The organism is Stutzerimonas chloritidismutans (assembly GCF_038562055.1).
In the GTDB taxonomy this organism is placed as follows: domain Bacteria; phylum Pseudomonadota; class Gammaproteobacteria; order Pseudomonadales; family Pseudomonadaceae; genus Stutzerimonas; species Stutzerimonas chloritidismutans_A.
Map to the genome: position 1 here is coordinate 53,595 of NZ_JBCFXD010000001.1, position 22,424 is coordinate 76,018.

Here is a 22,424-nt window from a genome sequence, read left to right on the forward strand (position 1 = left end):
ATAAAGTTCCTCTTACTCGTCCACTCGGACTTCACGAAACATGCCCATTTCCATGTGAAGCAGTAGGTGACAGTGATAAGCCCAACGCCCGAGCGCATCGGCTGTCACGCGGTAGCTGCGCTTCGAACCTGGAGGCATGTCGATCGTGTGCTTGCGAACCATGAACTTTCCATTCTCATCTTCAAGATCGCTCCACATACCATGCAGATGAATCGGATGGGTCATCATGGTGTCGTTGACCAAAGTGATGCGTACCCGCTCGCCATATTTGAGCCGCAGGGGCTCCGAATCAGAGAACTCTATACCGTCAAATGACCAGGAGAACTTCTCCATGTGGCCGGTGAGATGGAGTTCGATCGTCCGACTGGGCTCACGGCCGTCCGGATCGGGGAAAGTGCTTCTCAAGTCGCTATAGGTCAGGACTCGGCGGCCGTTGTCTCGTAAGCCAATACCGGGATCGTTCAGCCTATGAGTTGGGCTCATGGTCTGCATGTCCACCAGTGGGTTATTGGACTCTGAGGGCGGGTGCGATTGCATACCTGCGCTCATCCCAGCCATTCCAGAGTGGTCCATCCCGGACATCCCACCCATTTTGCTGTGATCCATGCCGGCCATTGCGCCCATGTCGCCCATCCCTTGCATGTCACCGTGGTTCATGCCGGACATGTTGCTATGGTCCATCGCGCCCATGTCGCCGCCATGGTCCATGCCCGCCATACCGCCCATGCTGCCGTGATCCATCCCCATGTCGTCCATGGTGATTAGTGGTCGAGGATCGGTTTCTGGAACAGGAGCGCTCAGCCCTTCGGCAACCGCTAGCGTGCCACGGGCGTATCCTGTGCGATCCATCGATTGGGCGAAGATCGTGTAAGCCTCCTCGGTCGCAGGCTCGACAATCACATCGTAGGTTTCTGCCACGGCAATGCGGAATTCGTCGACGCTAACTGGGTTGACGTATTGGCCATCGGCTGCGACTACAGTCATCTTCAGCCCTGGAATGCGGACATCGAAATAGCTCATGGCCGAGCCGTTGATGAACCGCAGACGAAGCTTCTCGCCGGGCTTAAAGATGCCGGTCCAGTTCCCGTCGGGTGCTTGGCCGTTCATTAGATAGGTATAGGTGTAGCCGCTTACGTCGGCGAGGTCGGTGGGACTCATTTTCATCTGAGCCCACATTTTCCGATTCGCAATCGTAGCGGCCCAGCCGTCTTCGCTCACATCGTTAATGAAGTCTCCGACAGTGCGCTTGTGGAAGTTGTAATAATCGGACTGCTTCTTGAGCTTAGAAAGGATTCGAGCGGGATCCTCATCGGACCAATCAGTCAACATCACCACATAGTCGCGGTCATAGCTGAACGGTTCGGGATCCTTCGCATCGATGACCAAGGGACCATAGACACCAAGCTGCTCTTGTAGGCCTGAATGACTGTGGTACCAATAGGTACCGTTCTGTTTAACCTGAAACTTGTAGACATACATGCCATCGGGAGCGATGCCGTGGAAGCTCAATCCAGGCACGCCATCCATGTTGGCCGGCAGGATCATGCCGTGCCAGTGAATCGATGTATCTTCGCTCAACTTATTTCTGACTCGCAGCGTGACGGTATCCCCTTCACGCCAACGTAGAAGCGGCCCTGGGATGGTCCCATTGATAGTCATCGCTGTCCGGGCCGCGCCGGTGATATTGACCGGCGTCTCCCCAATCAGCAGATCGAACTCCGTGCCACTTAGTACGCTGGGCTGGCCTGGGCTAGTCACTGCCCAGACCGGAGCTCGCCACAAGCCAAGACCGCCAAGGATGCCTGCGGCAGTCAAGCCTTTAACAAAGGTTCGCCTAGAGGTTTTACGTTGCATGTGTAGGTTCCAATCAAACTAAGGAGCCAAGCCGAAACCAGCCGTAAGGTTGGTGTTGCCAGCGTTAATTGATCTTAGAAACTCGCGCACGGTCTGTCTTATCAAGCGACTCGCCTTTAATCGTAAATATGGCATGCCTAAGAAAGACGCGGGATTACATTTTTGTAAGCTTAAAGCGCTTCAGAAATCGCCCAAAAAATCGCCTGTGAGCATGTCAATCTCCAGGTGGAAGCTGCGCAATGGCTTTTGATTTCCGTGCAAGGATCCGGTTGCAACGATACTCAAGGTGCATGGTCACAGTTGCGTAAGGTTTCGCTTCAGCAATTAGCGTGGGCGTGCTTCGCTGAAGTTGCTTTTGAGGCTACCTCCTGGGCTTGGTCCTTCTGGTCAGCCTGATAACTAGCGATCGCTATTTGGCGAGCCTGCTCCATACGAGCAAAGGTACGATCACCACCACCTTCTGCCATTGCATAGGAAGAGCTTGCTGCGATGGCGAGCAGTACAGAAACGGATCTGAAGAATTTCATTACTTGTTACCTCGTTCGAAGACATGGGAGACCCAGCGCAGCTCCATAAATAGGGGCTTTGGCTTGGTCCTGTGTCTAAGCTAACCGAGCGTTCCTGTCAGAAGCCTGATTTAGACATTACGGTTTCGTCAGTAATGCATAAAAGCAGTGAGCCCAAGCGAAAGCGCAGGTAGCGTGCATGGTGCCTTTTCGTTCAGGCAAATAGGTCTTGTTTCCAGCGGGCAAAAAAAGGGCGCCATCTAGGCGCCGATAGGCCAAAGGAGCATGGAAAAGGCCAAAAAGCAGAGTGTGGGAGCAACTGCTGATGTAGACGTTAACGCTACAAGCTGTCAGACAGATGATGCGAGCATTACGTTTCTGTAAGGTACTGGCTGCACGCCCTGACAATCGGCACACTGCTCCAAATGCCGGAGGGAATACTTTCATGAAGCTTCTTGTTGCTGAAGACGAGCCGAAAACAGGCACCTACCTACAGCAGGGGCTTTCAGAGGCAGGCTTCACAGTCGATAGAGTTGAAAACGGGACCGATGCTGCTCAGCACGCGCTTCATACCACATACGACTTGCTCATCTTAGACGTGATGATGCCTGGCCTGGATGGGTGGCAGGTTTTACAGAAAGTCCGCGCTGCTGGTAATGAGGTTCCCGTGCTCTTTCTCACCGCCCGAGACGGGGTTCAGGATCGAGTAAAGGGATTGGAGTTGGGCGCTGATGATTATCTCATCAAGCCGTTCGCCTTCTCCGAATTGCTAGCCAGGATCCGTACGTTGCTTCGCCGCGGCAATAATGTCCCCAACCAAACAATACTCAAACTCCTCGACCTTGAGGTCGATCTGCTCAGGCGTCGAGTTACGCGATCGGGGAAACGAATAGACCTAACTGCAAAGGAATTCGCACTTCTTGAGCTATTACTTCGGCGTCGCGGGGAAGTGCTCTCAAAGTCCCTTATCGCCTCCCAAGTATGGGACATGAATTTCGACAGCGATACCAATGTGATTGAGGTGGCGGTACGACGGCTGAGAGCAAAAATCGATGATGAGTTCGAACCTAAGCTCATACAAACCGCGCGTGGGATGGGCTATTTGATCGACGCGCCAGACCCCTAGAGCGAAATGCTCGGCATTTCACGCGATGGGCCAAGCTACCGGTACCGATGCGGTTAAGGCGAGCCACCGAGCAAGGAGCGGTGCCGAACCTCAGTTCTCCGAGCTGGATTTCTTCAGCTGTGGCACGAAGAAGATGGGTCTCTGCGGGGGAGCTATCAGAATATCACTGGATTTGATGCTAGTGCCCTTGCGACGCCTGGTCTTGCCATCCTTACCGACCGCCAGCAAATCACCGGTCGCAACAGCGATATCGAGCGCCTGCTTTACGCGAAACTCGTCAGCCATGGTGTAGTTGGTCAATCCGCTCATCAGGCCCAAAAAAGGTTGCCGTTCTACCTCGTAGACCTGGTTGGGCAAGAGCTCTGAAAGTTCTCCTCGGACGCGGTCATCGGTGGCATCGTCGAAGTGATGCTCATCCAACAGCAAATCGTGTTTGCATGATGGCGAGCGTTATGAGGTGCATCTCTGTGAGGCCTGCTTTTTCCGAGCGCTGAGTGGTCTCCGCCGCGAGCGTATGGTCAACACCATGTTCGACGAGAATCCCGATAGGACTGGCGATGAGTTCGGCCTTGTGCAGCGGAGCGAATTCTGGAAAGACAACTGAGCTCGGTTCAGATGGGACTATGGATACGGGTAGGAAGTGGGGCGTTAGCCTCGCAGATGTAATGCAGCAGAGAAGATCACGTGTTTACTAATTCGACTGCCGAGAGACTGACACGCTGAGGTTGAGTACGTGCGATCTCCCTCCACTCGGTACTGGTGCCCAAGCTCGCTACCTTGTGCATCACGAATTGAAAGGATCTCCAGTAACGGCTCCATCAACCAGCGACCCACCTCGTTCATATGCCCGGGACTCACAAGATACGCCTGCTCCAGCCAGGCGTGCTCGGTCTGCGCAGCTATGACCTGTTCCAGCAATGGAACCGACGGAACCATTAGCATGCTTCGAAAGGCCGCGTTTCCATCGTCCTCAACGATCTGCAGGTAGAACCAGGGCCAGGTCATCTCTAGCTCGACATATGACCAGAACTGCACGCCATCTGGCGCTGTTGAGAGCCCAGGAAGCAGTTCCGCATTCCGACTGGTTTTGAACACGCGCCAATCTCCTAATGATAATTGTACTTGATTGATGAACAATATATTTTGTAGTCATATATTGTTCAATCGCGCTTCATCGTTCCATTTTGCGGAGCAGCAAAATGGAAGTCCGGGATTCGTTCGGGAAAGCGTTGAGGCTCGTGCGGCAGCGTAGGGGGCTGGCACAGGAAGATTTCTCGCTCGTTAGCAGTCGTACCTTCGTCAGCATGCTGGAGCGCGGGGCAACGAGCCCGACTCTCGAAAAGCTCGATAGCCTCTGCACGGTGCTCGACACTCACCCTGTCACCCTCTTGGCCCTGACCTACTTGCTTGGATCCGAAGCTCCTGAAAGTTTTGAGCAGCTCCTGGAGAAGGTTGGTGAGGAGTTGAGAGCTCTAGTCGAACCTGACTGATTACTCAGCGAGGCTGTGTGAGGGGCCGGTTCCGTGGCCGCACAGTGAGTGTTGATCTTGCTGTCCCTCTGTCCCCAGTGGCTGGCCTGGAGGTCCTGTTTTTGGCAGGGCTTATAGTTTTTGTGGGCGTCAGAAAATATGTGGATTCTGACTTTTTGGGGCTCATATGTCCGTCGCGCAAGCTATTTTAAATCGAGTCAAGCACATGCCAAAGGGGAGGCCATTTGCCGGCGCGGTGTTCGCGCAGGTCGGTTCCCGTGCGTCGATTAATAAAGCGCTTTCTAGGCTGGTGCAATCAGGCACGCTGGAGCGAGTCGCTCGCGGTGTCTACATGCGCCCCAAAATGAGCAAGTACACCGGCAGGGTGGTGCGCCCGAGTCCGCTGGCTGTCGTGGAGGTCATCACGAAGGCGAACGGCGAGACGATCCAGATACACGGCGCGGAGGCTGTTCGGAGGTTGGGCCTCAGCACACAGATGCAGGTGTTGCCGACCTTTTACACCAGCGGATCTACTCGCGAGATCAAGGTTGGCAATGCGGTGGTTCGCCTCCGCCACGTATCCAAGGACCGCTTGCAGCACGCCGGCACGACGGTAGGTGTGGCGCTTACTGCTCTCTACTACATCGGGAAAGAAGGGCTGTCCGCTAATGTGGTTTCCAAGATTGTTAGTGCGCTGAGCGGCGAAGAGCTGATGAAGCTCCGGGCCTGCAAGATGCCGGAGTGGATGCGGTCGGCATTGCGCTTTGCTGCCAAGGAGATTGAGTAGTGCGCAATAGCACCTACCCGACTCCACCTACTGGCAGCTACCAAAGCCTGAGGCGAGACGTGGCTGGCTTTTCTGACAAGACAATGCGACTTCCTGCGCATTTAGCAAAACGTGAAACTCATCGAAGATCACCAGCCCCACGCCTTCAAGGGCTGGATCGTCCTGCAAGCGACGCGCAAGGATGCCTTCGGTGACAACCTCGATGCGGGTGTTCGGCCCGACCTTGCTGTCCAGCCGGATGCGGTAGCCGACGGTTTCGCCAACCTTCTCGCCCAGCTCGCTGGCCAGGCGCTCAGCCGCCGCACGGGCTGCCAGACGGCGCGGCTCGAGCATGACGATCGACTGCCCCCCGAGCCACGCCTCGTTCAACAAGGCCAGCGGCACTCGGGTGGTCTTGCCGGCACCGGGCGGTGCTTCGAGCACTGCTTCGTCACGCTCTAGCAAGGACTGGCGCAGTGCGGGCAGGGCTTCATCGATGGGCAGGGCAGTCATGGGACCTCCGCTTTGAGGGCCGCGATTATAACGGGGCGAAGCCCTGGCGCAGCGGCGTACGGCGTTATGGTCCTGGGCATTGCAACAATGCCGAACAGAGGGTGCAGCGGGAGTGTCTGATATCGGGAAAACATCACGCAGCCCTTGTATAGTTGCGCCACTTTCCCCGGAGGTCCTTATGCGTACTCGTTCCCGTGTCATCGGCGGCGTGCTGGCCGTCTCCCTGTTTACCCAACTGACCGCCTGCGGCACGCTGTTCTACCCTGACCGTCGCGGGCAGATCGATGGCAGGATCGATCCTGCCATCGCAGTAGCCAATGCCGTCGGCCTGCTTTTCTACCTTATCCCCGGTCTGATCGCCTTTGGCATCGACTTCGCCACCGGCGCGATCTACCTGCCCGACGACAGCTACTCCATGGCCCCGGAAAAACTGCAAGAAGCCATCGGTGCCGACGGCGTGATCGACCACGCCAAGCTCAAGGCCATCATCGAAACTGAAACCGGCCGCAGCCTGCCCTTGGATGATCCTCGCCTGATCCAGCACAACGGCAGCGTCGAGCAACTCGCCGCCTTCGGACTGCGTCCGGCCGCCTGATGCAGCACACCCGCGAGCGCAAAGGCGTCAGTACTGAACACGCGAGGTTGATGCGACGTGCCACGCGACTGGCGCTGGCGGTCGCGCTGACGCTGGCCGCCAGCAAGGCGCTGGCCTGGTGGTTGAGTGGCTCAGTCAGCTTGCTGGCGGGGCTCACCGACTCATTGCTGGACGGCGCCGCCTCGCTGCTCAACCTGTTGGCGGTGCACTACTCGCTGCGCCCTGCGGACGAGGACCATCGCTATGGCCACGGCAAGGCCGAGGCACTGGCCGGGCTTGGTCAGGGCGCATTCATTTCGGTGAGTGCGATTCTGGTCTGCGTTCAGGGCGTTGATCGCATGTTGCATCCGCAGCCGCTAGGCGCGCCGACCCTGGGCATCGCGGTGATGCTGCTGTCGCTGGCGCTAACGGTGGCGCTGCTGATGTATCAGCGCCGCGTGGTGCGCGAAACTGGCTCCACGGCGATCCGTGCCGACTCGCTGCATTACCGTTCCGACCTGCTACTCAACAGCAGCATCCTCGTCGCGCTGGTACTCGGCGGGTACGGTTGGGAACGGCTTGACGCCGTATTCGGCATCGCCATCGCGATCTACATCTTCTGGAGTGCGCTGAGCATCGTGCGCGAGGCCGGTGCGGTACTGATGGATACCGAACTGCCGCCCGACATCAGCGAGGACATGCATCGCTTGGCCTGCGAGGTACCCGGCGTGGTCGGCTGCCATGACCTGCGCACCCGTGTTTCAGGCACCCGCTGGTTTGTGCAGATGCACCTCGAATTGCCAGGACATCTGCCGCTGATCGAGGCTCATGCGCTTTGTGACCAGGTCGAAGGCGCCATCCACGCCAAGTACCCGCGCGCTGAGGTGCTGGTGCATGCCGATCCGCTGGAAGTGGTCAAGCCACAACCCAGCCTGGAACCGACCGCCAGCCCATAAAAAAAGACCACGTGGCGAGACGTGGTCTTTTTTCAATACTGCTCTGAATTCGCTGGCCGCTTGTGGCGGATTCTTCGACAGCGCCTTGTGGGCGGTGCTGGCCCGGACCGATGACCTCGGTAAGGTATACGGTTGACGCGGCGGGGTAACTACCGCGTCAGTTCTGCCGGGGGCTGAAGTTGGATAAAGCTTACGCCCCACGCCCCGGCAGATGTTTGCGAATATTGCTCATATCGAGGCCTGTTGCGCAATCATTGCGCCCGGATGCATAGTTAAGCGCAATCAAACCCCGCGAGCAGCCATTCATGAGCAAACTTGACCGCTACGACCTGCGTATTCTTGCCGAATTGCAGCACGACGCGCGCATTTCCAATCAGGATCTGGCCGAGCGCATCGGCCTTTCACCGTCGCCCTGTTCGCGGCGGGTCAAGCAACTCGAGGACGACGGCTACATTGCCCGACAGGTGGCCCTTCTCGACCGCAAGAAACTCGGCCTGACGTTGACCGCCTACGTGCTGATCGGCATGGACCGGCACACGCCGGAGCGCTTCGAGCATTTCGAGGGGATGATCGGTAAATGTCCGGAAGTACTCGAATGCAGCCTGGTCACCGGAATGGACGCCGACTATCAACTCAAGGTCGTGGTACCGGACATGGACCACTATCAGGCCTTTCTGCTGGGCACACTGACCCGCATCGAAGGTGTCACCAGCGTGCGGTCGAGCTTTGTCCTGCGGCAGGTGTCATCGAGTACCGAGCTGCCCCTGGAGCATTTGCGAGGCTGAGACACCGCTCACACTTGCAACCCACACAGCTCGAAGGGCTATTGCCTATAATCCGCGCCTTTCTGTTCCGCTCACCTCCGATGGTATCTGGCAGGCGCAGCGATCAGCCTTCGTGCAAGGGAAATGCCTCATGAAAGACACCAACCGCGTCATGCAGAGCTACGGCCGCTGCTGCGCGAGCGCCGATTTCTTCGACGACTTCTATGCCTCCTTTCTGGCCAGCTCGCCGGCGGTGCGGGAAAAGTTCGTCAAAACCGACATGACGGCGCAGAAACAGCTGCTGCGGGCCGGCATCCTCAACCTGGTCCTGTTCGCTCGCGGCATGCCCGACACCAAACTCCAGGCCTTGGGCAAAAGCCATTCGCGCAGCCATCTGGATATCCGCCCCGAGCTCTACGACCTCTGGATCGCCGCCCTGCTGAAAACCATCAGCCAGCATGATCGGCAACTGGAGAAAGAAGACCTTCAGGCCTGGCGCACCGTGCTCAACAAGGGCATCGACGTGATCAAGTCCCACTACTGATCACACAGCCAGGCTCGAAACAGCCCCTCGCACTCGAACCCATCAAGCACTGCGTCGTCCAATTTGCCAGGGCAGCTGAGCGCTCACAGCGGGCGTATACTGCACCGCTGCCGCGCCCGGCCAGCCTCGGGCGTATTTGTCGATGTCAGTCAGGAGTAACGCGTGGAGCCTGAAGTATTTGAGAAGTGGATGATGATCGTCCTGGTCGGCGGTCTGATGGCCTTCATGGCCTTCATCATCTGGGACCTGGCGAAGAAGTCGAAAGCCGGGCGCCTTGGCACCGCCATCCTGTTTCTGGGTTTGGGTCTGTGCCTGTTTGCCTTTCTGGCCAAGCCGATCATCGGCTATGTCATCGAAGTGACCCAGGGCATTCCGCACTGATCGGATTAGCTCTGCCGACGCCTCACAACTGCGCAGCCACTTCCCGCCACTCGCCTGGCTGCAAACCGTCCAGCGACCAGGACCCGATCCTGACCCGCACCAGCCGCAGCGTTGGCAGACCAACCGCTGCGGTCATTCTGCGCACCTGACGGTTACGCCCTTCACGAATCACCAGTTCCAGCCAGCTGGTCGGCACGCTCTTGCGAAAGCGCACCGGCGGAGTGCGTGGCCACAGCTGCGGCTCGTCGAGCGCCCTGGCTTCAGCGGGCAGCGTCATGCCGTCGTTGAGTTCGACCCCTTCGCGCAGCCGCTGCAGCTGCTCGGCGCTGACGTCTCCTTCCACCTGCACCCAGTAGGTCTTCGCCAACTTGTGTTTGGGATCGGCAATGCGCGCCTGCAATTGCCCATCATTGGTCAGCAGCAGCAGACCTTCGCTGTCGCGATCCAGCCGCCCGGCCGGGTACACACCGGGCACCGACACGAAGTCCTTCAGGGTGGCGCGGCCATCGGCGTCGTTGAACTGGGTGAGCACATCGAACGGTTTGTTCAGCAGCAAAAGGCGCGGCGCGGCAGGCGGCGCCTTGGCGACCCGGCGGAGCTGAGTGCGCCCTTGAACAGAGCGCGGTGAACGTGGGGGTGAAGTACGCGACATGACCAGGCCTTCAAGAACAGGCCGGTCATGCTAGGGCGAGCCCCGCTAGCCGGCAAGCGACAGTGCCATTCAGGTTGAACTCAATAAATGCCAAACGCACGGCGGCCGATATCGCGGGTTCAATTCATCTACGAAACACCCAGCGGCCAACGGTGGATCTGAAAAGCGACATCCACCCTGCCCCCCACAGATTCATCGCGCCACACGACCGCCCCGCAGGATGGCGTGGCGCGAAACGATACCCATCAATACGTCAAACGACGCAACAGACGAAGCGCACCAGCGCGGTGCACGACATGCCCCACCGCCTAGTGACACGCCCCGAAAGTGGACGGTCAGGCGCTGGCGCTCCGTTAGAGTGCATTTTCCAAATCTGCTTGAAGCACCGACCTAGAAGGCTTCCAGCGAATTGGCACGGATGCTGCGATAGGGCTCCCTGTACCAAAGGACCCACCCACAGTTGCGCATGGACAGCCAAGGAGCCGCCCACAATGAAACGCCGTCCCCTACTGAAGTCCACCCTCGCCGCCAGTGCCCTGATGCTCAGCGGTCTGTTCCCGTTCACCCTGCAGGCTGCCGAAACCATCAAGGTCGGCATCCTGCACTCCTTGTCCGGCACCATGGCCATCTCGGAAACGTCGCTCAAAGACATGGCGCTGATGACCATCGACGAAATCAACGCCAACGGCGGCGTATTGGGCAAGCAGCTCGAGCCCGTGGTGGTCGATCCCGCATCCAACTGGCCGCTGTTCGCCGAAAAAGCCCGCCAGCTGCTGACCCAGGACAAGGTCGCAGTGACTTTCGGGTGCTGGACCTCGGTGTCGCGCAAATCCGTGCTGCCAGTGTATGAAGAGCTCGATGGCCTGCTCTTCTACCCGGTGCAGTACGAAGGCGAGGAAATGTCGCCGAACGTCTTCTACACCGGCGCGGCGCCAAACCAGCAGGCCATCCCGGCCGTCGAGTACCTGATGAGCGAAGACGGCGGCGGCGCCGAGCGCTTCTTCCTCCTCGGCACCGACTACGTCTACCCGCGCACCACCAACAAGATCCTGCGCGCCTTCCTGATCAGCAAGGGCGTACCGGAATCGAACATCGAAGAGGTCTATACCCCCTTCGGTCACAGCGATTACCAGACCATCGTCGCCGACATCAAGAAGTTCTCCGCGGGCGGCAAGACGGCCGTCGTTTCAACCATCAACGGCGACTCCAACGTGCCGTTCTACAAGGAACTGGCTAACCAGGGCCTGGAAGCCACCGACGTACCGGTCGTGGCCTTCTCGGTCGGCGAGGAAGAGCTGCGCGGTATCGACACCAAGCCGCTGGTGGGGCACCTGGCCGCGTGGAACTACTTCCAGTCGGTCGAAAACCCGGTCAACGACAAGTTCGTGAGCCACTGGAAGGCCTACGCCAAGGAAAAGGGCCTGCCCGGCGCCGACAAGGCCGTGACCAACGACCCGATGGAAGCCACCTACGTCGGCATCCACATGTGGGCGCAGGCGGTCGAGAAAGCGGGAACCACCGACGTCAAGCCTGTGGTCAACGCGCTGGCTGGCCAGACGTTCGAAGCACCGAGCGGCTACACCCTGACCATGGACGAGAAGAACCACCACCTGCACAAGCCGGTGATGATCGGGGAAGTCCAGGACGACGGTCAGTTCTCGGTGGTCTGGGAAACCGAAAGCCCGGTCCGCGCTCAGCCGTGGAGCCCTTACATTCCGGGCAACGACAAGAAGCCGGATCACCCAGTGAAGTCGAACTAACCGCTGTGATCGTCGAGGTGGATGGGTGACGCGCCGACCAGGCGTCCCCATCCACCCACGATCACTCGGCTTTCGTTGGTGGATCGGGACGCCTGGTCGAGACGTTCTGATCCGCCTGCCCACCGCTGCCAGCTCCGGCAAGAGAGCACGCGGCGCCCCCTGGGGAATGCACAGATGAACACTGCCCTGCACCGATTATTGCTGCTGCTTCTGCTCGCCCTGCCTTGGGCAGTGCACGCCGGAGAAGCGGCCGATTACGCCAAGGCCAGCCCGGCCAAACAGGCCAAGCTGCTGGAAACATGGGCCATTGCGCCGGTGCCCGAGCGCCTGGCACTGATCGAAGCGCTGCGCGCCAACCGCATCGTGATCGACAAGAACAAGACCCCCTTTCTTCAAGACGGCGACACCTACCGCGCGCTCGAAGGCGACGCCGAACCCGTCGGCACGCCGAAGAAGCTGCGCCTGAACAACCGGTTGCGCGGCCTGCTGAACACGGCGCTGGCCAGCCATCGTTTGTTCTCAGACGACCCGGCAGACCGCCTCAGCGCCGCCAAGCGCCTGCAGCGCAGCGGTCAACCCGAACAACTGCCCCTACTTCAACAGCGTCTCGAAGCCGAAGACGACCCGGCCGTGCGCGAAGCCCTCACCTTGACGCTGGCCAACCTGCAACTGGGAGCCAACGACCCCGCCGTGCGTCTGGCCGCCGTGCGCCTGCTCGGTGAAACCGGCGCGCCGCTGGCCCGTGTGCGGCTGGAAAACTTGCTCGCCGATGAGACCGAGACGGACGCCAGCGTGCGTAAGGCCGCTGAAACCAGCCTCGCCCAGGTCAAGCGCAAGTTGCTGATCGGTGAGCTGCTCGGCCAGGCTTTCAGTGGTCTGTCGCTGGGCTCGATCCTGTTGCTCGCCGCGCTGGGCCTGGCCATCACCTTCGGCCTGCTCGGGGTGATCAACATGGCTCACGGCGAGATGCTGATGCTCGGCGCCTACACCACCTACATGGTGCAGGTGCTGATGGCGCGGCTCGCGCCGGATTCGCTGGCCTTCTACCCGCTGGTGGCACTGCCGGTGGCCTTCTTTGTCACCGCCGCCGTCGGCATGGCACTCGAACGCACCGTGATCCGCCACCTCTACGGTCGCCCGTTGGAAACGCTGCTCGCGACCTGGGGCATCAGCCTGATCCTGATTCAGCTGGTGCGCGTGCTATTCGGTGCGCAGAACGTCGAGGTTGCCAACCCCGGCTGGCTCTCCGGCGGTTTGCAGGTGCTGCCGAACCTGGTGCTGCCCTACAACCGCATGGTGATCATCGGCTTCGCGCTGTTCGTGGTGCTGCTGACCTGGCTCTTGCTGAACAAGACGCGCCTGGGCCTGAACGTGCGGGCGGTGACGCAGAATCGCAACATGGCTGCTTGTTGCGGCGTGCCCACCGGGCGCATCGACATGATGGCCTTCGGCTTGGGCTCAGGCATTGCCGGCCTTGGCGGCGTGGCGCTGTCGCAGATCGGCAACGTCGGCCCGGACCTGGGCCAGGGCTACATCATCGACTCCTTCCTCGTGGTGGTACTGGGCGGCGTTGGACAGCTGGCAGGTAGCATCTTCGCGGCCTTCGGCCTCGGCATCGCCAACAAGATCCTCGAACCACAGATCGGCGCCGTGCTGGGCAAGATCCTGATCCTCGCGCTGATCATCCTCTTCATCCAGAAGCGTCCGCAGGGACTCTTCGCCCTCAAGGGGAGGGTCATCGATTGAACCAGCCACTCGCAATCACGGCCGCACAGAAAGCCGGCCCGACACTGACCGTCATCGCCCTCGGCGTGATCCTCGCCATTCTGCTGGCAATGCCGCTGCTGCACCTGCTGCCGGCAGACAGTGCCTTCCATGTCTCGGCCTACACGCTGACCTTGGTCGGCAAGATCCTCTGCTACGCCATTGTCGCGCTGGCGCTGGATCTGGTCTGGGGCTACGCCGGCCTGCTGTCGCTCGGCCACGGCCTGTTCTTCGCCCTCGGCGGTTATGCCATGGGCATGTACCTGATGCGTGAAAGCGCCGGTGACGGGCTACCTGCCTTCATGAGCTTTCTCGCCTGGACCGAACTGCCCTGGTACTGGTACGGCACCTCGAGCTTTCTCTGGGCCATGTGCCTGGTGGTGTTGGCCCCAGGCCTGCTGGCTTTCGTGTTCGGCTTCTTCGCCTTTCGCTCGCGGATCAAAGGCGTGTACTTCTCGATCATGACCCAGGCGCTGACCTTCGCCGGCATGCTGCTCTTCTTCCGTAACGAAACCGGTTTTGGCGGCAACAACGGCTTCACCGGGTTCACCCGCATCCTCGGCTTCGACATCACTGCACCGGCCACCCGTGCGGCGCTGTTCCTGGCGACCGTACTGCTGCTGACCGGCAGCCTGCTGCTGGGCTGGCAACTGGCGCGCAGCAAGTTCGGTCGCGTGCTGACAGCGCTGCGCGACGCGGAAAACCGGCTGATGTTCTGCGGCTACGATCCGCGCGGCTACAAGCTGTTCATCTGGACGCTCTCGGCCGTGCTCTGTGGTCTGGCGGGTGCGCTCTACGTGCCACAGGTCGGGATCATCAACCCCAGCGAGATGGCGCCGACGCAATCCATCGAAGCCGCCGTCTGGGTCGCCCTCGGCGGACGCGGCACGCTGATCGGCCCGCTGCTCGGTGCAGGCATCGTCAACGGCATGAAGAGCTGGTTCACCGTCGCCTTCCCCGAGTACTGGCTGTTCGCCCTCGGCGCGTTGTTCATCATCGTCACCCTGTACCTGCCGAAAGGCGTCATCGGATTGCTGCGCCGGAGGGGCGAAGAATGAAAACCGCACCCGTACCCGAACTGATCGAACCCGTAGATGCACTCGGCAGCGGCCGCGATGCCATCGGCCTTGGCCGGGTAAAGACCAAAGGCCTGGATGCCCGCCACGGCACCATCCTCAGCCTGGAAGACATCAACGTCAGCTTCGACGGCTTCAAGGCGCTGACAGACCTGAGCCTGTACATCGGTGTTGGCGAGCTGCGCTGCATCATCGGCCCCAACGGCGCCGGCAAGACCACCATGATGGACGTCATCACCGGCAAGACCCGCCCGGACAGCGGCACGGCCTTCTTCGGCGACACCCTCGACCTGACGCGCATGAGCGAGGTGGAAATCGCGCAGTCCGGTATCGGTCGCAAGTTCCAGAAACCGACGGTGTTCGAGGCACTCAGCGTGTTCGAGAACCTCGAACTGGCGCAGAAGACCGACAAATCGGTATGGGCCAGCCTGAAGGCCAAACTCAACGGCGAGCAGAAGGACCGCATCGACGAAGTGCTCGCCACCATTCGCCTGGAAACGTCACGCAATCGCCCGGCGGGGCTGCTGTCTCACGGCCAGAAGCAGTTCCTCGAAATCGGCATGCTGCTGATGCAGGACCCGCAACTGCTGCTACTCGACGAACCCGTCGCCGGCATGACCGACGCCGAGACCGAATTCACTGCCGAGCTGTTCAAGAGCCTGGCGCGCAAGCACTCGCTGATGGTCGTCGAGCACGACATGGGCTTCGTCGACACCATTGCCGACCACGTCACCGTGCTGCACCAGGGTCAGGTACTCGCCGAGGGTTCGCTGCAGACCGTACAAAACGATGAACGCGTGATCGAGGTATATCTGGGGCGCTGAGTGATTCAACGCCGCTCATCCTCCGATGAGGCGCCACGGGGGATGGATAGAGCGTCATCCACCCTACGCCCGCCGAACGTCCACGCCGCATCAACGCAAACCTAATCGTAGGGTGGATAACGCCAGAGGCTTAACCACCAAAGTGAAGGAGTCGCACATGCTGCAAGTCCAGCAACTGCATCAGTACTACGGCGGCAGCCACATCCTGCGAGGCCTCTCGTTCGAGGCACAGGTCGGCGAAGTCACCTGCCTGCTCGGCCGCAACGGCGTCGGCAAGACCACGTTACTCAAATGCCTGATGGGCCTGATTCCGGCCAAGGAAGGCGTGGTGAACTGGGAAGGCAAGCCGATCACCGGCTTCAAACCGCACCAGCGCGTCCAGTCCGGCATCGCCTACGTGCCGCAGGGCCGCGAGATCTTCGGGCGGCTGACGGTTGAGGAAAACCTGCTGATGGGCCTGTCCCGCTTCAGCGCCAAGGACGCCAAGGAAGTGCCCTCGTTCATCTATGAGCTGTTTCCGGTGCTCAAGGAAATGAAGCATCGCCGCGGCGGCGACCTGTCCGGTGGCCAGCAACAACAACTGGCCATCGGCCGCGCGCTGGCGAGTCAGCCGCGCTTGCTGATCCTCGACGAGCCCACAGAAGGCATCCAGCCCTCGGTGATCAAGGAAATCGGCGCGGTGATCAAGAAGCTCGCCGCCCGGGGCGACATGGCGATTTTGCTGGTGGAGCAGTTCTACGACTTCGCCGCCGAGCTGGCCGACCAGTACCTGGTGATGAGCCGCGGCGAGATCATCCAGCAAGGCCGCGGCGAGACCATGGAGGCCGAGGGGGTGCGGGGGCTGGTAGCGATATAGTGTTCAAGACGTTTGATCCGGCAGCCACCCACCGCCGAATTCTCTGTTCTAACCGCACTCAAACAGCGTCGAGCCTACCCGCCCCTTTTCGTTTATCACCCCCTTAGCCGACCGGCCTCACTCGTCCAGGGCGACAGGCTGCTGATCTTGGCGACCTGACGCAGTAAGCTCCCTGAGTCGGCCGCATACGGCCTGCCTAACAGACAAGAGGTCCCTGCATGAACAACGTGGTTTTCATCACGGGTGCGACATCCGGCTTCGGCCGTGCCACTGCCCGCCGTTTCGCCGAGGCCGGCTGGTCGCTGGTGCTCACTGGCCGCCGCCAGGAGCGGCTCGAAGCGCTGCAGCAAGAACTGTCGGCCAAGGTCCCGGTGCACATCGCCACGCTCGACGTACGTGACGCCGAGGCAGTGAAGCAGGTGGTTGCCGAGCTGCCCGACGGTTTTCGTGAGGTCAAGGCATTGATCAACAACGCAGGCCTGGCGCTCGCTCCGGAACCTGCGCAAAAGGTCGACCTGAGCGACTGGCACACCATGATCGACACCAACGTGACCGGCCTGGTGAACGTCACTCATGCGCTACTGCCGCGCCTGATCGAGACGGGCAAGGGCTCTAGCATCATCAGCATCGGCTCGGTCGCCGGCCACTGGCCCTACCCAGGCGGCCACGTTTACGGCGCCACCAAGGCATTCGTCGAGCAGTTCAGCTACAACCTACGTTGTGACCTGCTGGGAACCGGCGTGCGCGTCACCGACATCGCGCCCGGCATGGCCGAGACCGAGTTCACGCTGGTCCGCACCAAGGGTAACCAGGAAGCGTCCGACAAGCTTTACCGCGGCACCACGCCGCTGACCGCCGAGGACATCGCCGAGCAGATCTTCTACGTCGCGACCCTGCCAGACCACATCAACATCAACCGCCTCGAGGTGATGCCGACCCGACAGGCCTGGTCGCCGTTCAACATCGATCGGGACCAGTAAAGACGGCGCAGAGGGATGCATGAGTATCGCCTCCGGGCTAAGTGCCTCATCACGGCGAACGTATGCGTCCCACTTTCGGTGATGCCTCCGTCACCGATGGCTGCATCAGGCATCGCGACGACAGAAAAGCTGTGCCGGACGGAGCTCTGAGCCCGCTTCGCTTGAAAGCGAGGCTGATGTCAGGGGAGGAGCGGATGAGCAGGCATGAAGAGGGTCGAGACCGACTGACGAAGCCTTTCACCGAAACGGCCCCCGGAGCTGTTTGGCTGAGGAGGTTTACTCGATCTCCTTGCGCACGATCTTGCCGCCCTCCACTACCGCCATGGTGGTTGGCGTGATGAAGCCGCCATTGTCGGTCATGCCCTGCACCGAATAGAGATTGAACTGGGGATCCATGGCCTTGAGCGCCTCGCCCATCTTTGCCCTGACCTGCTGCGGTTCTGTGCTGCCAGCCAACTCCATGGCTTTGGCCAGTGCATGGAAGGCCAGGTAGTTATAGGCAGCCTCTGAGCCGGGCACTTTGCCGTGCGCCTTTTTGTACCGCTCGACGAAGGCCCTCGCCTCCTCACCGTCGTATTCGGACAGCGGCACCACACCGATCGCGCCCTCCAGCAGATCAAGCCCACCGGTCACTGCCGCGATTTCATCCAGCTTGGCTTGATCCATGACGATAAAGCCGCCCTGGAAACCCATCTGACGTGCCTGCTGCATCACCAGCCCGGTAGGCTCCGAGGCGCCGCCGACGAACATCACGTCGGGGTTCGACGCAATCACTCGGCTCACACCGGTATAGAAATCGGCCGACTTGTTGTAATCCATGGGGTTGCTTTCGACGATCTCGCCGCCCTTCTGCTTCCACGCCTGGGTGATCATGTCGGTCCAGATCTTGGCGTACTCGTGCGTCGCACCGGCAATGCCGAGTTTCTTGCCGTAATGTTCGAGCGCGTAATCGGAAAAGGCATCGACGTAGCCGGTAAATTCCGGCGGGATGCGCACGGTGAGCGGGTTGCCCTGTTCGGTCACGGACGGCACGCTGGTGTAGGCCATGATCAGGAAGTCATCGGCGACGTTGAAATCCTGCAAGGCGAACACACCGCCGGTGTGGGGAACGAACACCGCCGCTGCATTCGATTCCTTCACCAAGCGCTTGGCGTTGGTGGCCGCCTGGCTTGGCGAATACTTGTCATCGAGGCTGATGAGATTGACCTTGTAGGTTTCGTCACCAACCTTGATGCCACCCGCCTGGTTGGTGTCTTCCACGGCCATGCGCAGGCCGGACAGGGTGTTCTCGCCATAGAGTGCAGCGCCGCCACTGAGCGGGCCGGTAAAACCAATGTTGAGCGTCTGCTCGGCATATACGCCGCTGGCCTGGGCCGCGGTCAGGGTGGCAATCGCCAGTCCAAGCGCTTTGAGCGTTTTCATTGTTGTCTCCTTGGTCATGACTGATCAGGCGCCGATGTAGGCTTTGCGCACGGCTTCGTTACCCAGCATGGCCTGCTGGTCACCTTCCATCACCAGGCTGCCGCCCTCGATAACGTAGGCGCGGTGGGCGATCTTCAAGGCTGCGAAGGCATTCTGTTCGGCCAGCAGCACGCTGGTGCCGGACTTGTTGATGCGGGAAATCACCTCGAACATCTGGTTGACCACCAGCGGCGCCAGCCCGAGCGAGGGCTCGTCGAGCATCAGCAGCCGTGGCCGGCTCATCAGCGCGCGGCCGATCGCTACCATCTGCTGCTGGCCACCGCTCAATGAGCCGGCCGGCTGGTTGCGCTTGTCATGGAGAATCGGGAACAGCTCGAGCACCTCCTGCAAGTTGCGCTTGTTGCCCGCGCTGTCACGGCGGTGCAGGTAGGCGCCGAGCGCGAGGTTTTGCGCCACCGACATCTGCGGGAACAGCTTGCGTCCCTCTGGGCAATGCACCACGCCGGCGGCGACCAATGCTGAAGGCTTGAGACCGTCGATGCGCTTGCCTTCCAGCGTAATGCTGCCGGCGGTCGGTTTGAGCAACCCGCTGATGGTGTTGAACAGGGTGGTCTTGCCCGCGCCATTGGCGCCGAGCAGGACCACCAGCTCGCCGACGCCCACCGTCATTGAGACCTCGGTGAGTGCCTTGAAGCTGCCGTAGCAGACATCGACCCGATCAAGCTGCAGCATCGTAGTCGCTCCCCAGGTAGGCTTCGATCACAGCCGGGTTCGCCTTGATCTCGGCGGGCGTGCCCTCGGCGATTTTCTCGCCGTAGTTGAGCACCATGATCTTGTCCGCCAGCCCCATGATCATGTCCATCTTGTGTTCGATCAGGCACACGGTCAGGCCGTGCTCGGCCATCTTGCGGATCAGCAGCGTAAGGCCTTCGGTTTCCTCCGGGTTGACGCCCGCCGCCGGCTCATCGAGCAGCACCAGCTTCGGCTCGGTGGCCAGCGCCAGGGCGAAGGCCACGCGCTTGCGTTCTTCCTGGGAGATATCCAGCACAACACGGTTCTCCAGATGCGCCAGCCCAACGAAATCCAGCGCGGCGCGGGCCTTCTCGCGGCATTCACGCTCTTCACGTTGCAGGCGCTTGGAGTTGATCAGCACGTCCCACAGGCCCGAATGGGTACGCAAACGGTGGCCGACGATGAGGTTGTCGAGCACCGTAGCCTGCTCGAACAGGTGCGTGGTCTGGAAGGTCCGGCCGACACCGAGCCGGGCGACATGGTCGCAGCGCATCCGTGACACGTCATGCCCGTCAATGAGGATGCGTCCCGAGCTGGGCTTGTGTACGCCGGAAATCAGGTTGAAGAAGGTGCTCTTGCCGGCGCCGTTGGGGCCGATGATGGCGTTGATCTTGCGCGCTTCGAACTCGATGCTGACATCGTGCACCGCCGCCAGGCCGCCGAACATCTTGGTCAGATTTTCGACCTTAAGCATTGTTGTTCACCTCGCGGCGTGGAGTAACTTTGCTGTCGGCTCGCGGATCATTGGTGCGGGCCGCCTCGGTGTCCTTGCGCAGTTTCCAGCCGAGGAAAGTACCGGTGACCCCGCGCGGCATGAAGATCACCAGCACCACGATCAGCGGGCCGAAGATGATCATCCGGTAGTCCTCGAGGAACTGCAGCGACTGGGTGATCCAGACCACCCCGACAGTGCCGACCAGCGGCCCGAACAGCGTGCCGAAGCCGCCGACCAGCAGGTAGGTGATCATGTCGAAGGTATGGTTGGGGTTGGCCTCCTCCGGACCGATGAAGCGAATCATCGAGGCGTAGAGCGCTCCGGCAACACCGGCATAGGTGGTCGACAGGACGAAGGCCAGCAGCTTGTTGCGCATCAGATCGATGCCCAGCGATTGGGCCAGCGCATCACCGTTGCGGATCGCCATGAAAGTGCGCCCCAGCAAGGACGAGGCCACGCGCCCGGCGAACCAGATCGCCAACAGCAGAAACATCAGTGCCAGGTAGTAGAACGGCACCGTCTGGCTGAAGTCCACCAGCCCGAAGCCGTCCGGCGCCGCGATGCTACGGATGCCGATGGCGCCGTGGGTAAGCTCCTCCCACTTGTCGATCAGCAGGTAGATGATGAAGCCGACACAGAGCGTGAAGATGGCGAAGAAGTGCTCCTTCAAGCGCAGCGAAACGATGCCGACCAGCGCGCCCACGGCGGCCGAGACCAGCGCCGCCGCCACGAACGCCGGCCAGAAGTTCCAGCCATGGTCAGCGGTGAGGATGGCCAGCGCATAAGCGCCGATGGCGAAGAAACCGCCGTGGGCCAGGTTCAGCTGGCCGCAGTAGCCGGTAATGATGTTAAGGCCATAGACCGCAATGGCCCAGATAAAGGCGCTGGCCATCACGTACACCTGGTATTCGCTCTTGGCGAACAGTGGGAACGCAAGGGCCAAGGCCAGCAGGACCAGCTTGCAGCCGCGACCAGTCAGTAACGAGGCGAACCGATGCATCAGTGAGCCCCCTTGGCGAACAGCCCGGTCGGGCGGAAGGACAGGATCACCACCAGCAACGAGAAGGCGATGATGTCCTTGTAATCCGAAGAAAGGTAGAAGCCGCCGAAGCTCTCGGCAAAGCCGAGGATCATCGCCCCGATGATGGCGCCGGGAATGCTGCCCATGCCGCCGAGCACGATGATGACGAAGGCCTTCATGATCACCAGATGCCCCATCGCCGGATACACCAGGTTGATCGGTGCATAGAGGGTGGCGGCGAAGGCGGCGAGCATGCCGGAGATGGCGAAGGTCAACATCGCCACGCGGTTCGAGTCGATGCCAACCAGGAAGGCACCTTCACGGCTCTGCGCCATGGCGATGATGGTCGAGCCCAGCATCGTCTTGCGCAGGAACAGATGCAGCGCCAGCATCAGGGTAAAGGCGCCGACGATGATCAACAGGCGCTGCTCGGGAATGATCAGCCCATCGAAGTTGAGAATGCCGGCATAGGGCGAGGCCATGCGGCGGAAGTCCGAGCCCCAGAACATCTGTACCACCGCTTCGAGAAACAGCAGGATGCCGATGGCGGCGATCTTGTCGTGGATCGGCGGCGCGTTGCGCAGCGGGTGAAACACCAACCGCTCGCACAGTACCGCCAGCGCGGCCACCACCAGACCGGACAGCAGCATGGCGATCCAGTAGTGCAGGCCCAGATCGGTCATGAAGAAGAACGACGCGAAGGCCCCGACCATGTAGAGGGCGCCATGAGCGAAGTTGGGAATGTGCAGGATGCCGTAGACGAGCGTCAGGCCAAGGGCGACCAGCCCGTAGATGCTGCCCAAGGTCAAGCCATTGAGCACTTGCTGGAACAATAGATTCAATACGGCGTCTCCGTGGATCTTGTTTTTATGGGTGCCACCGAGCGATTACCGTGTGCGCCAGACAAGCGGGTCGAACGCTCGACCGCCGCGGAGCATCGGAACTGCGCCTGACTGACATTGGCACTCGCTTGCACCCTCGTCAAACGAGCCGCTTGGAAGAGATAAAGGCCCATAAAGCAGCGTGATGCTGGCAACAATCTGTTTCAGCGACTCTCCAGCCTGTGCAGAGCGAGCCTTAATGCATAACGGGTCAAATCAAGCGGAGCG

Annotated in this window: 24 protein-coding genes and 1 pseudogene; 14 read left to right on the forward strand and 11 right to left on the reverse strand. The window is 60.5% G+C overall.

Annotation, left to right across the window (positions count from 1 at the left end; translation table 11 throughout):
• Positions 1-12 precede the first annotated feature (12 nt).
• Positions 13-1,854: a copper resistance system multicopper oxidase gene (locus AAGW23_RS00260; RefSeq protein ID WP_003292636.1), complete on the reverse strand. Its 1,842-nt coding sequence runs from the start codon at positions 1,852-1,854 to the stop codon at positions 13-15.
• A 317-nt stretch (positions 1,855-2,171) separates the two neighbouring features.
• Complete coding sequence (locus tag AAGW23_RS00265; protein WP_015275566.1) at positions 2,172-2,381, reverse strand: co-regulatory protein PtrA N-terminal domain-containing protein; 210 nt, start codon at positions 2,379-2,381, stop codon at positions 2,172-2,174.
• Between the two features lie 424 nt (positions 2,382-2,805).
• Between AAGW23_RS00265 and AAGW23_RS00270 the strand changes: the two genes are divergently transcribed.
• On the forward strand, positions 2,806-3,486 hold the full coding sequence (locus AAGW23_RS00270; protein WP_003292635.1) for a heavy metal response regulator transcription factor: 681 nt from the start codon (positions 2,806-2,808) through the stop codon (positions 3,484-3,486).
• Positions 3,487-3,576: 90 nt separating this feature from the next.
• Here AAGW23_RS00270 and AAGW23_RS00275 read toward each other — a convergent pair.
• Together AAGW23_RS00275 and AAGW23_RS00280 are read right to left on the reverse strand one after the other, a co-directional pair.
• Positions 3,577-3,915, reverse strand: a pseudogene (locus AAGW23_RS00275) (three-Cys-motif partner protein TcmP); the annotation flags it as partial.
• A 219-nt stretch (positions 3,916-4,134) separates the two neighbouring features.
• The gene (locus tag AAGW23_RS00280; RefSeq protein WP_003292632.1) at positions 4,135-4,581 is read right to left on the reverse strand and encodes a hypothetical protein; all 447 of its coding nucleotides are present in this window, start codon (positions 4,579-4,581) and stop codon (positions 4,135-4,137) included.
• A 104-nt stretch (positions 4,582-4,685) separates the two neighbouring features.
• Between AAGW23_RS00280 and AAGW23_RS00285 the strand changes: the two genes are divergently transcribed.
• Together AAGW23_RS00285 and AAGW23_RS00290 are read left to right on the forward strand one after the other, a co-directional pair.
• The gene (locus tag AAGW23_RS00285) at positions 4,686-4,976 is read left to right on the forward strand and encodes a helix-turn-helix domain-containing protein (RefSeq protein WP_003292631.1); all 291 of its coding nucleotides are present in this window, start codon (positions 4,686-4,688) and stop codon (positions 4,974-4,976) included.
• 166 nt (positions 4,977-5,142) lie between these two features.
• Positions 5,143-5,742, forward strand: coding sequence for a DUF6088 family protein (locus AAGW23_RS00290; RefSeq protein WP_015275564.1), 600 nt, complete (start codon positions 5,143-5,145; stop codon positions 5,740-5,742).
• Positions 5,743-5,769: 27 nt separating this feature from the next.
• Here AAGW23_RS00290 and AAGW23_RS00295 read toward each other — a convergent pair whose 3' ends face one another.
• Positions 5,770-6,234: a DEAD/DEAH box helicase gene (locus AAGW23_RS00295; protein WP_342404337.1), complete on the reverse strand. Its 465-nt coding sequence runs from the start codon at positions 6,232-6,234 to the stop codon at positions 5,770-5,772.
• Positions 6,235-6,412: 178 nt separating this feature from the next.
• On the opposite strand from AAGW23_RS00295, the gene AAGW23_RS00300 reads away from it, so the two are divergent.
• From AAGW23_RS00300 to AAGW23_RS00320, 5 genes are all read left to right on the forward strand, one after another.
• A complete protein-coding gene (locus tag AAGW23_RS00300; RefSeq protein WP_342404338.1) occupies positions 6,413-6,829 on the forward strand; it encodes a polyribonucleotide nucleotidyltransferase in 417 nt (138 codons plus the stop codon).
• Positions 6,829-7,764 carry a cation diffusion facilitator family transporter gene (locus AAGW23_RS00305; protein ID WP_342404339.1) on the forward strand — a complete coding sequence of 312 codons (936 nt, stop codon included), beginning with the start codon at positions 6,829-6,831 and terminating at the stop codon, positions 7,762-7,764. The genes AAGW23_RS00300 and AAGW23_RS00305 overlap by 1 nt, the downstream gene beginning before the upstream one ends.
• 305 nt (positions 7,765-8,069) lie before the next feature.
• Entirely contained in the window at positions 8,070-8,549 is a 480-nt protein-coding gene (locus AAGW23_RS00310; protein WP_019340274.1) for an Lrp/AsnC family transcriptional regulator, read from the forward strand.
• Positions 8,550-8,679: 130 nt separating this feature from the next.
• Complete coding sequence (locus tag AAGW23_RS00315; protein ID WP_342404340.1) at positions 8,680-9,072, forward strand: globin; 393 nt, start codon at positions 8,680-8,682, stop codon at positions 9,070-9,072.
• A gap of 162 nt (positions 9,073-9,234) precedes the next feature.
• On the forward strand, positions 9,235-9,453 hold the full coding sequence (locus tag AAGW23_RS00320) for a DUF2788 domain-containing protein (RefSeq protein ID WP_046161811.1): 219 nt from the start codon (positions 9,235-9,237) through the stop codon (positions 9,451-9,453).
• Between the two features lie 22 nt (positions 9,454-9,475).
• On the opposite strand, the gene AAGW23_RS00325 is transcribed toward AAGW23_RS00320, so the two are convergent.
• A complete protein-coding gene (locus tag AAGW23_RS00325) occupies positions 9,476-10,105 on the reverse strand; it encodes a pseudouridine synthase (protein ID WP_342404341.1) in 630 nt (209 codons plus the stop codon).
• A gap of 491 nt (positions 10,106-10,596) precedes the next feature.
• Here AAGW23_RS00325 and urtA point away from each other — a divergent pair, with 491 nt between their 5' ends.
• From urtA to AAGW23_RS00355, 6 genes are all read left to right on the forward strand, one after another.
• Entirely contained in the window at positions 10,597-11,865 is a 1,269-nt protein-coding gene (gene urtA, locus AAGW23_RS00330; RefSeq protein WP_342404342.1) for an urea ABC transporter substrate-binding protein, read from the forward strand.
• A gap of 174 nt (positions 11,866-12,039) precedes the next feature.
• Positions 12,040-13,611, forward strand: a complete 1,572-nt coding sequence (gene urtB / locus AAGW23_RS00335) for an urea ABC transporter permease subunit UrtB (RefSeq protein ID WP_342404343.1) — start codon at positions 12,040-12,042, stop codon at positions 13,609-13,611.
• Positions 13,608-14,687, forward strand: a complete 1,080-nt coding sequence (gene urtC / locus AAGW23_RS00340; RefSeq protein ID WP_342404344.1) for an urea ABC transporter permease subunit UrtC — start codon at positions 13,608-13,610, stop codon at positions 14,685-14,687. The genes urtB and urtC overlap by 4 nt, the downstream gene beginning before the upstream one ends.
• Entirely contained in the window at positions 14,684-15,529 is an 846-nt protein-coding gene (urtD, locus tag AAGW23_RS00345; protein ID WP_342404345.1) for an urea ABC transporter ATP-binding protein UrtD, read from the forward strand. Before urtC ends, urtD begins: the two co-directional genes overlap by 4 nt.
• A 157-nt stretch (positions 15,530-15,686) precedes the next feature.
• Complete coding sequence (urtE, locus tag AAGW23_RS00350) at positions 15,687-16,385, forward strand: urea ABC transporter ATP-binding subunit UrtE (RefSeq protein WP_342404347.1); 699 nt, start codon at positions 15,687-15,689, stop codon at positions 16,383-16,385.
• A gap of 218 nt (positions 16,386-16,603) precedes the next feature.
• Positions 16,604-17,365, forward strand: coding sequence for an SDR family oxidoreductase (locus AAGW23_RS00355; RefSeq protein ID WP_342404348.1), 762 nt, complete (start codon positions 16,604-16,606; stop codon positions 17,363-17,365).
• A gap of 276 nt (positions 17,366-17,641) precedes the next feature.
• Here AAGW23_RS00355 and AAGW23_RS00360 read toward each other — a convergent pair whose 3' ends face one another.
• Genes AAGW23_RS00360 through AAGW23_RS00380 form a run of 5 tightly spaced genes read right to left on the reverse strand, consistent with a single transcriptional unit; the run spans position 17,642 to position 22,157 of the window.
• A complete protein-coding gene (locus AAGW23_RS00360) occupies positions 17,642-18,787 on the reverse strand; it encodes an ABC transporter substrate-binding protein (protein WP_342404349.1) in 1,146 nt (381 codons plus the stop codon).
• A gap of 24 nt (positions 18,788-18,811) precedes the next feature.
• Entirely contained in the window at positions 18,812-19,519 is a 708-nt protein-coding gene (locus AAGW23_RS00365; RefSeq protein ID WP_342404350.1) for an ABC transporter ATP-binding protein, read from the reverse strand.
• A complete protein-coding gene (locus AAGW23_RS00370) occupies positions 19,506-20,273 on the reverse strand; it encodes an ABC transporter ATP-binding protein (protein ID WP_102837429.1) in 768 nt (255 codons plus the stop codon). Before AAGW23_RS00370 ends, AAGW23_RS00365 begins: the two co-directional genes overlap by 14 nt.
• Positions 20,266-21,294, reverse strand: coding sequence for a branched-chain amino acid ABC transporter permease (locus tag AAGW23_RS00375; protein WP_342404351.1), 1,029 nt, complete (start codon positions 21,292-21,294; stop codon positions 20,266-20,268). Before AAGW23_RS00375 ends, AAGW23_RS00370 begins: the two co-directional genes overlap by 8 nt.
• Positions 21,294-22,157 carry a branched-chain amino acid ABC transporter permease gene (locus tag AAGW23_RS00380; protein WP_073298949.1) on the reverse strand — a complete coding sequence of 288 codons (864 nt, stop codon included), beginning with the start codon at positions 22,155-22,157 and terminating at the stop codon, positions 21,294-21,296. Before AAGW23_RS00380 ends, AAGW23_RS00375 begins: the two co-directional genes overlap by 1 nt.
• Positions 22,158-22,424: the final 267 nt, after the last annotated feature.

Coding starts and splice junctions, on each gene's coding strand:
- AAGW23_RS00310 (WP_019340274.1), top strand. CDS start 8,070: ATGAGCAAACTTGACCGCTACGACCTGCGTATTCTTGCCGAATTGCAG.
- AAGW23_RS00285 (WP_003292631.1), top strand. CDS start 4,686: ATGGAAGTCCGGGATTCGTTCGGGAAAGCGTTGAGGCTCGTGCGGCAG.
- urtB (WP_342404343.1), top strand. CDS start 12,040: ATGAACACTGCCCTGCACCGATTATTGCTGCTGCTTCTGCTCGCCCTG.
- AAGW23_RS00290 (WP_015275564.1), top strand. CDS start 5,143: ATGTCCGTCGCGCAAGCTATTTTAAATCGAGTCAAGCACATGCCAAAG.
- AAGW23_RS00295 (WP_342404337.1), bottom strand. CDS start 6,234: ATGACTGCCCTGCCCATCGATGAAGCCCTGCCCGCACTGCGCCAGTCC.
- urtA (WP_342404342.1), top strand. CDS start 10,597: ATGAAACGCCGTCCCCTACTGAAGTCCACCCTCGCCGCCAGTGCCCTG.
- AAGW23_RS00365 (WP_342404350.1), bottom strand. CDS start 19,519: ATGCTGCAGCTTGATCGGGTCGATGTCTGCTACGGCAGCTTCAAGGCA.
- AAGW23_RS00315 (WP_342404340.1), top strand. CDS start 8,680: ATGAAAGACACCAACCGCGTCATGCAGAGCTACGGCCGCTGCTGCGCG.
- AAGW23_RS00355 (WP_342404348.1), top strand. CDS start 16,604: ATGAACAACGTGGTTTTCATCACGGGTGCGACATCCGGCTTCGGCCGT.
- AAGW23_RS00270 (WP_003292635.1), top strand. CDS start 2,806: ATGAAGCTTCTTGTTGCTGAAGACGAGCCGAAAACAGGCACCTACCTA.
- AAGW23_RS00300 (WP_342404338.1), top strand. CDS start 6,413: ATGCGTACTCGTTCCCGTGTCATCGGCGGCGTGCTGGCCGTCTCCCTG.
- AAGW23_RS00260 (WP_003292636.1), bottom strand. CDS start 1,854: ATGCAACGTAAAACCTCTAGGCGAACCTTTGTTAAAGGCTTGACTGCC.
- AAGW23_RS00305 (WP_342404339.1), top strand. CDS start 6,829: ATGCAGCACACCCGCGAGCGCAAAGGCGTCAGTACTGAACACGCGAGG.
- urtD (WP_342404345.1), top strand. CDS start 14,684: ATGAAAACCGCACCCGTACCCGAACTGATCGAACCCGTAGATGCACTC.
- AAGW23_RS00325 (WP_342404341.1), bottom strand. CDS start 10,105: ATGTCGCGTACTTCACCCCCACGTTCACCGCGCTCTGTTCAAGGGCGC.
- AAGW23_RS00370 (WP_102837429.1), bottom strand. CDS start 20,273: ATGCTTAAGGTCGAAAATCTGACCAAGATGTTCGGCGGCCTGGCGGCG.
- AAGW23_RS00360 (WP_342404349.1), bottom strand. CDS start 18,787: ATGAAAACGCTCAAAGCGCTTGGACTGGCGATTGCCACCCTGACCGCG.
- AAGW23_RS00265 (WP_015275566.1), bottom strand. CDS start 2,381: ATGAAATTCTTCAGATCCGTTTCTGTACTGCTCGCCATCGCAGCAAGC.
- urtE (WP_342404347.1), top strand. CDS start 15,687: ATGCTGCAAGTCCAGCAACTGCATCAGTACTACGGCGGCAGCCACATC.
- AAGW23_RS00375 (WP_342404351.1), bottom strand. CDS start 21,294: ATGCATCGGTTCGCCTCGTTACTGACTGGTCGCGGCTGCAAGCTGGTC.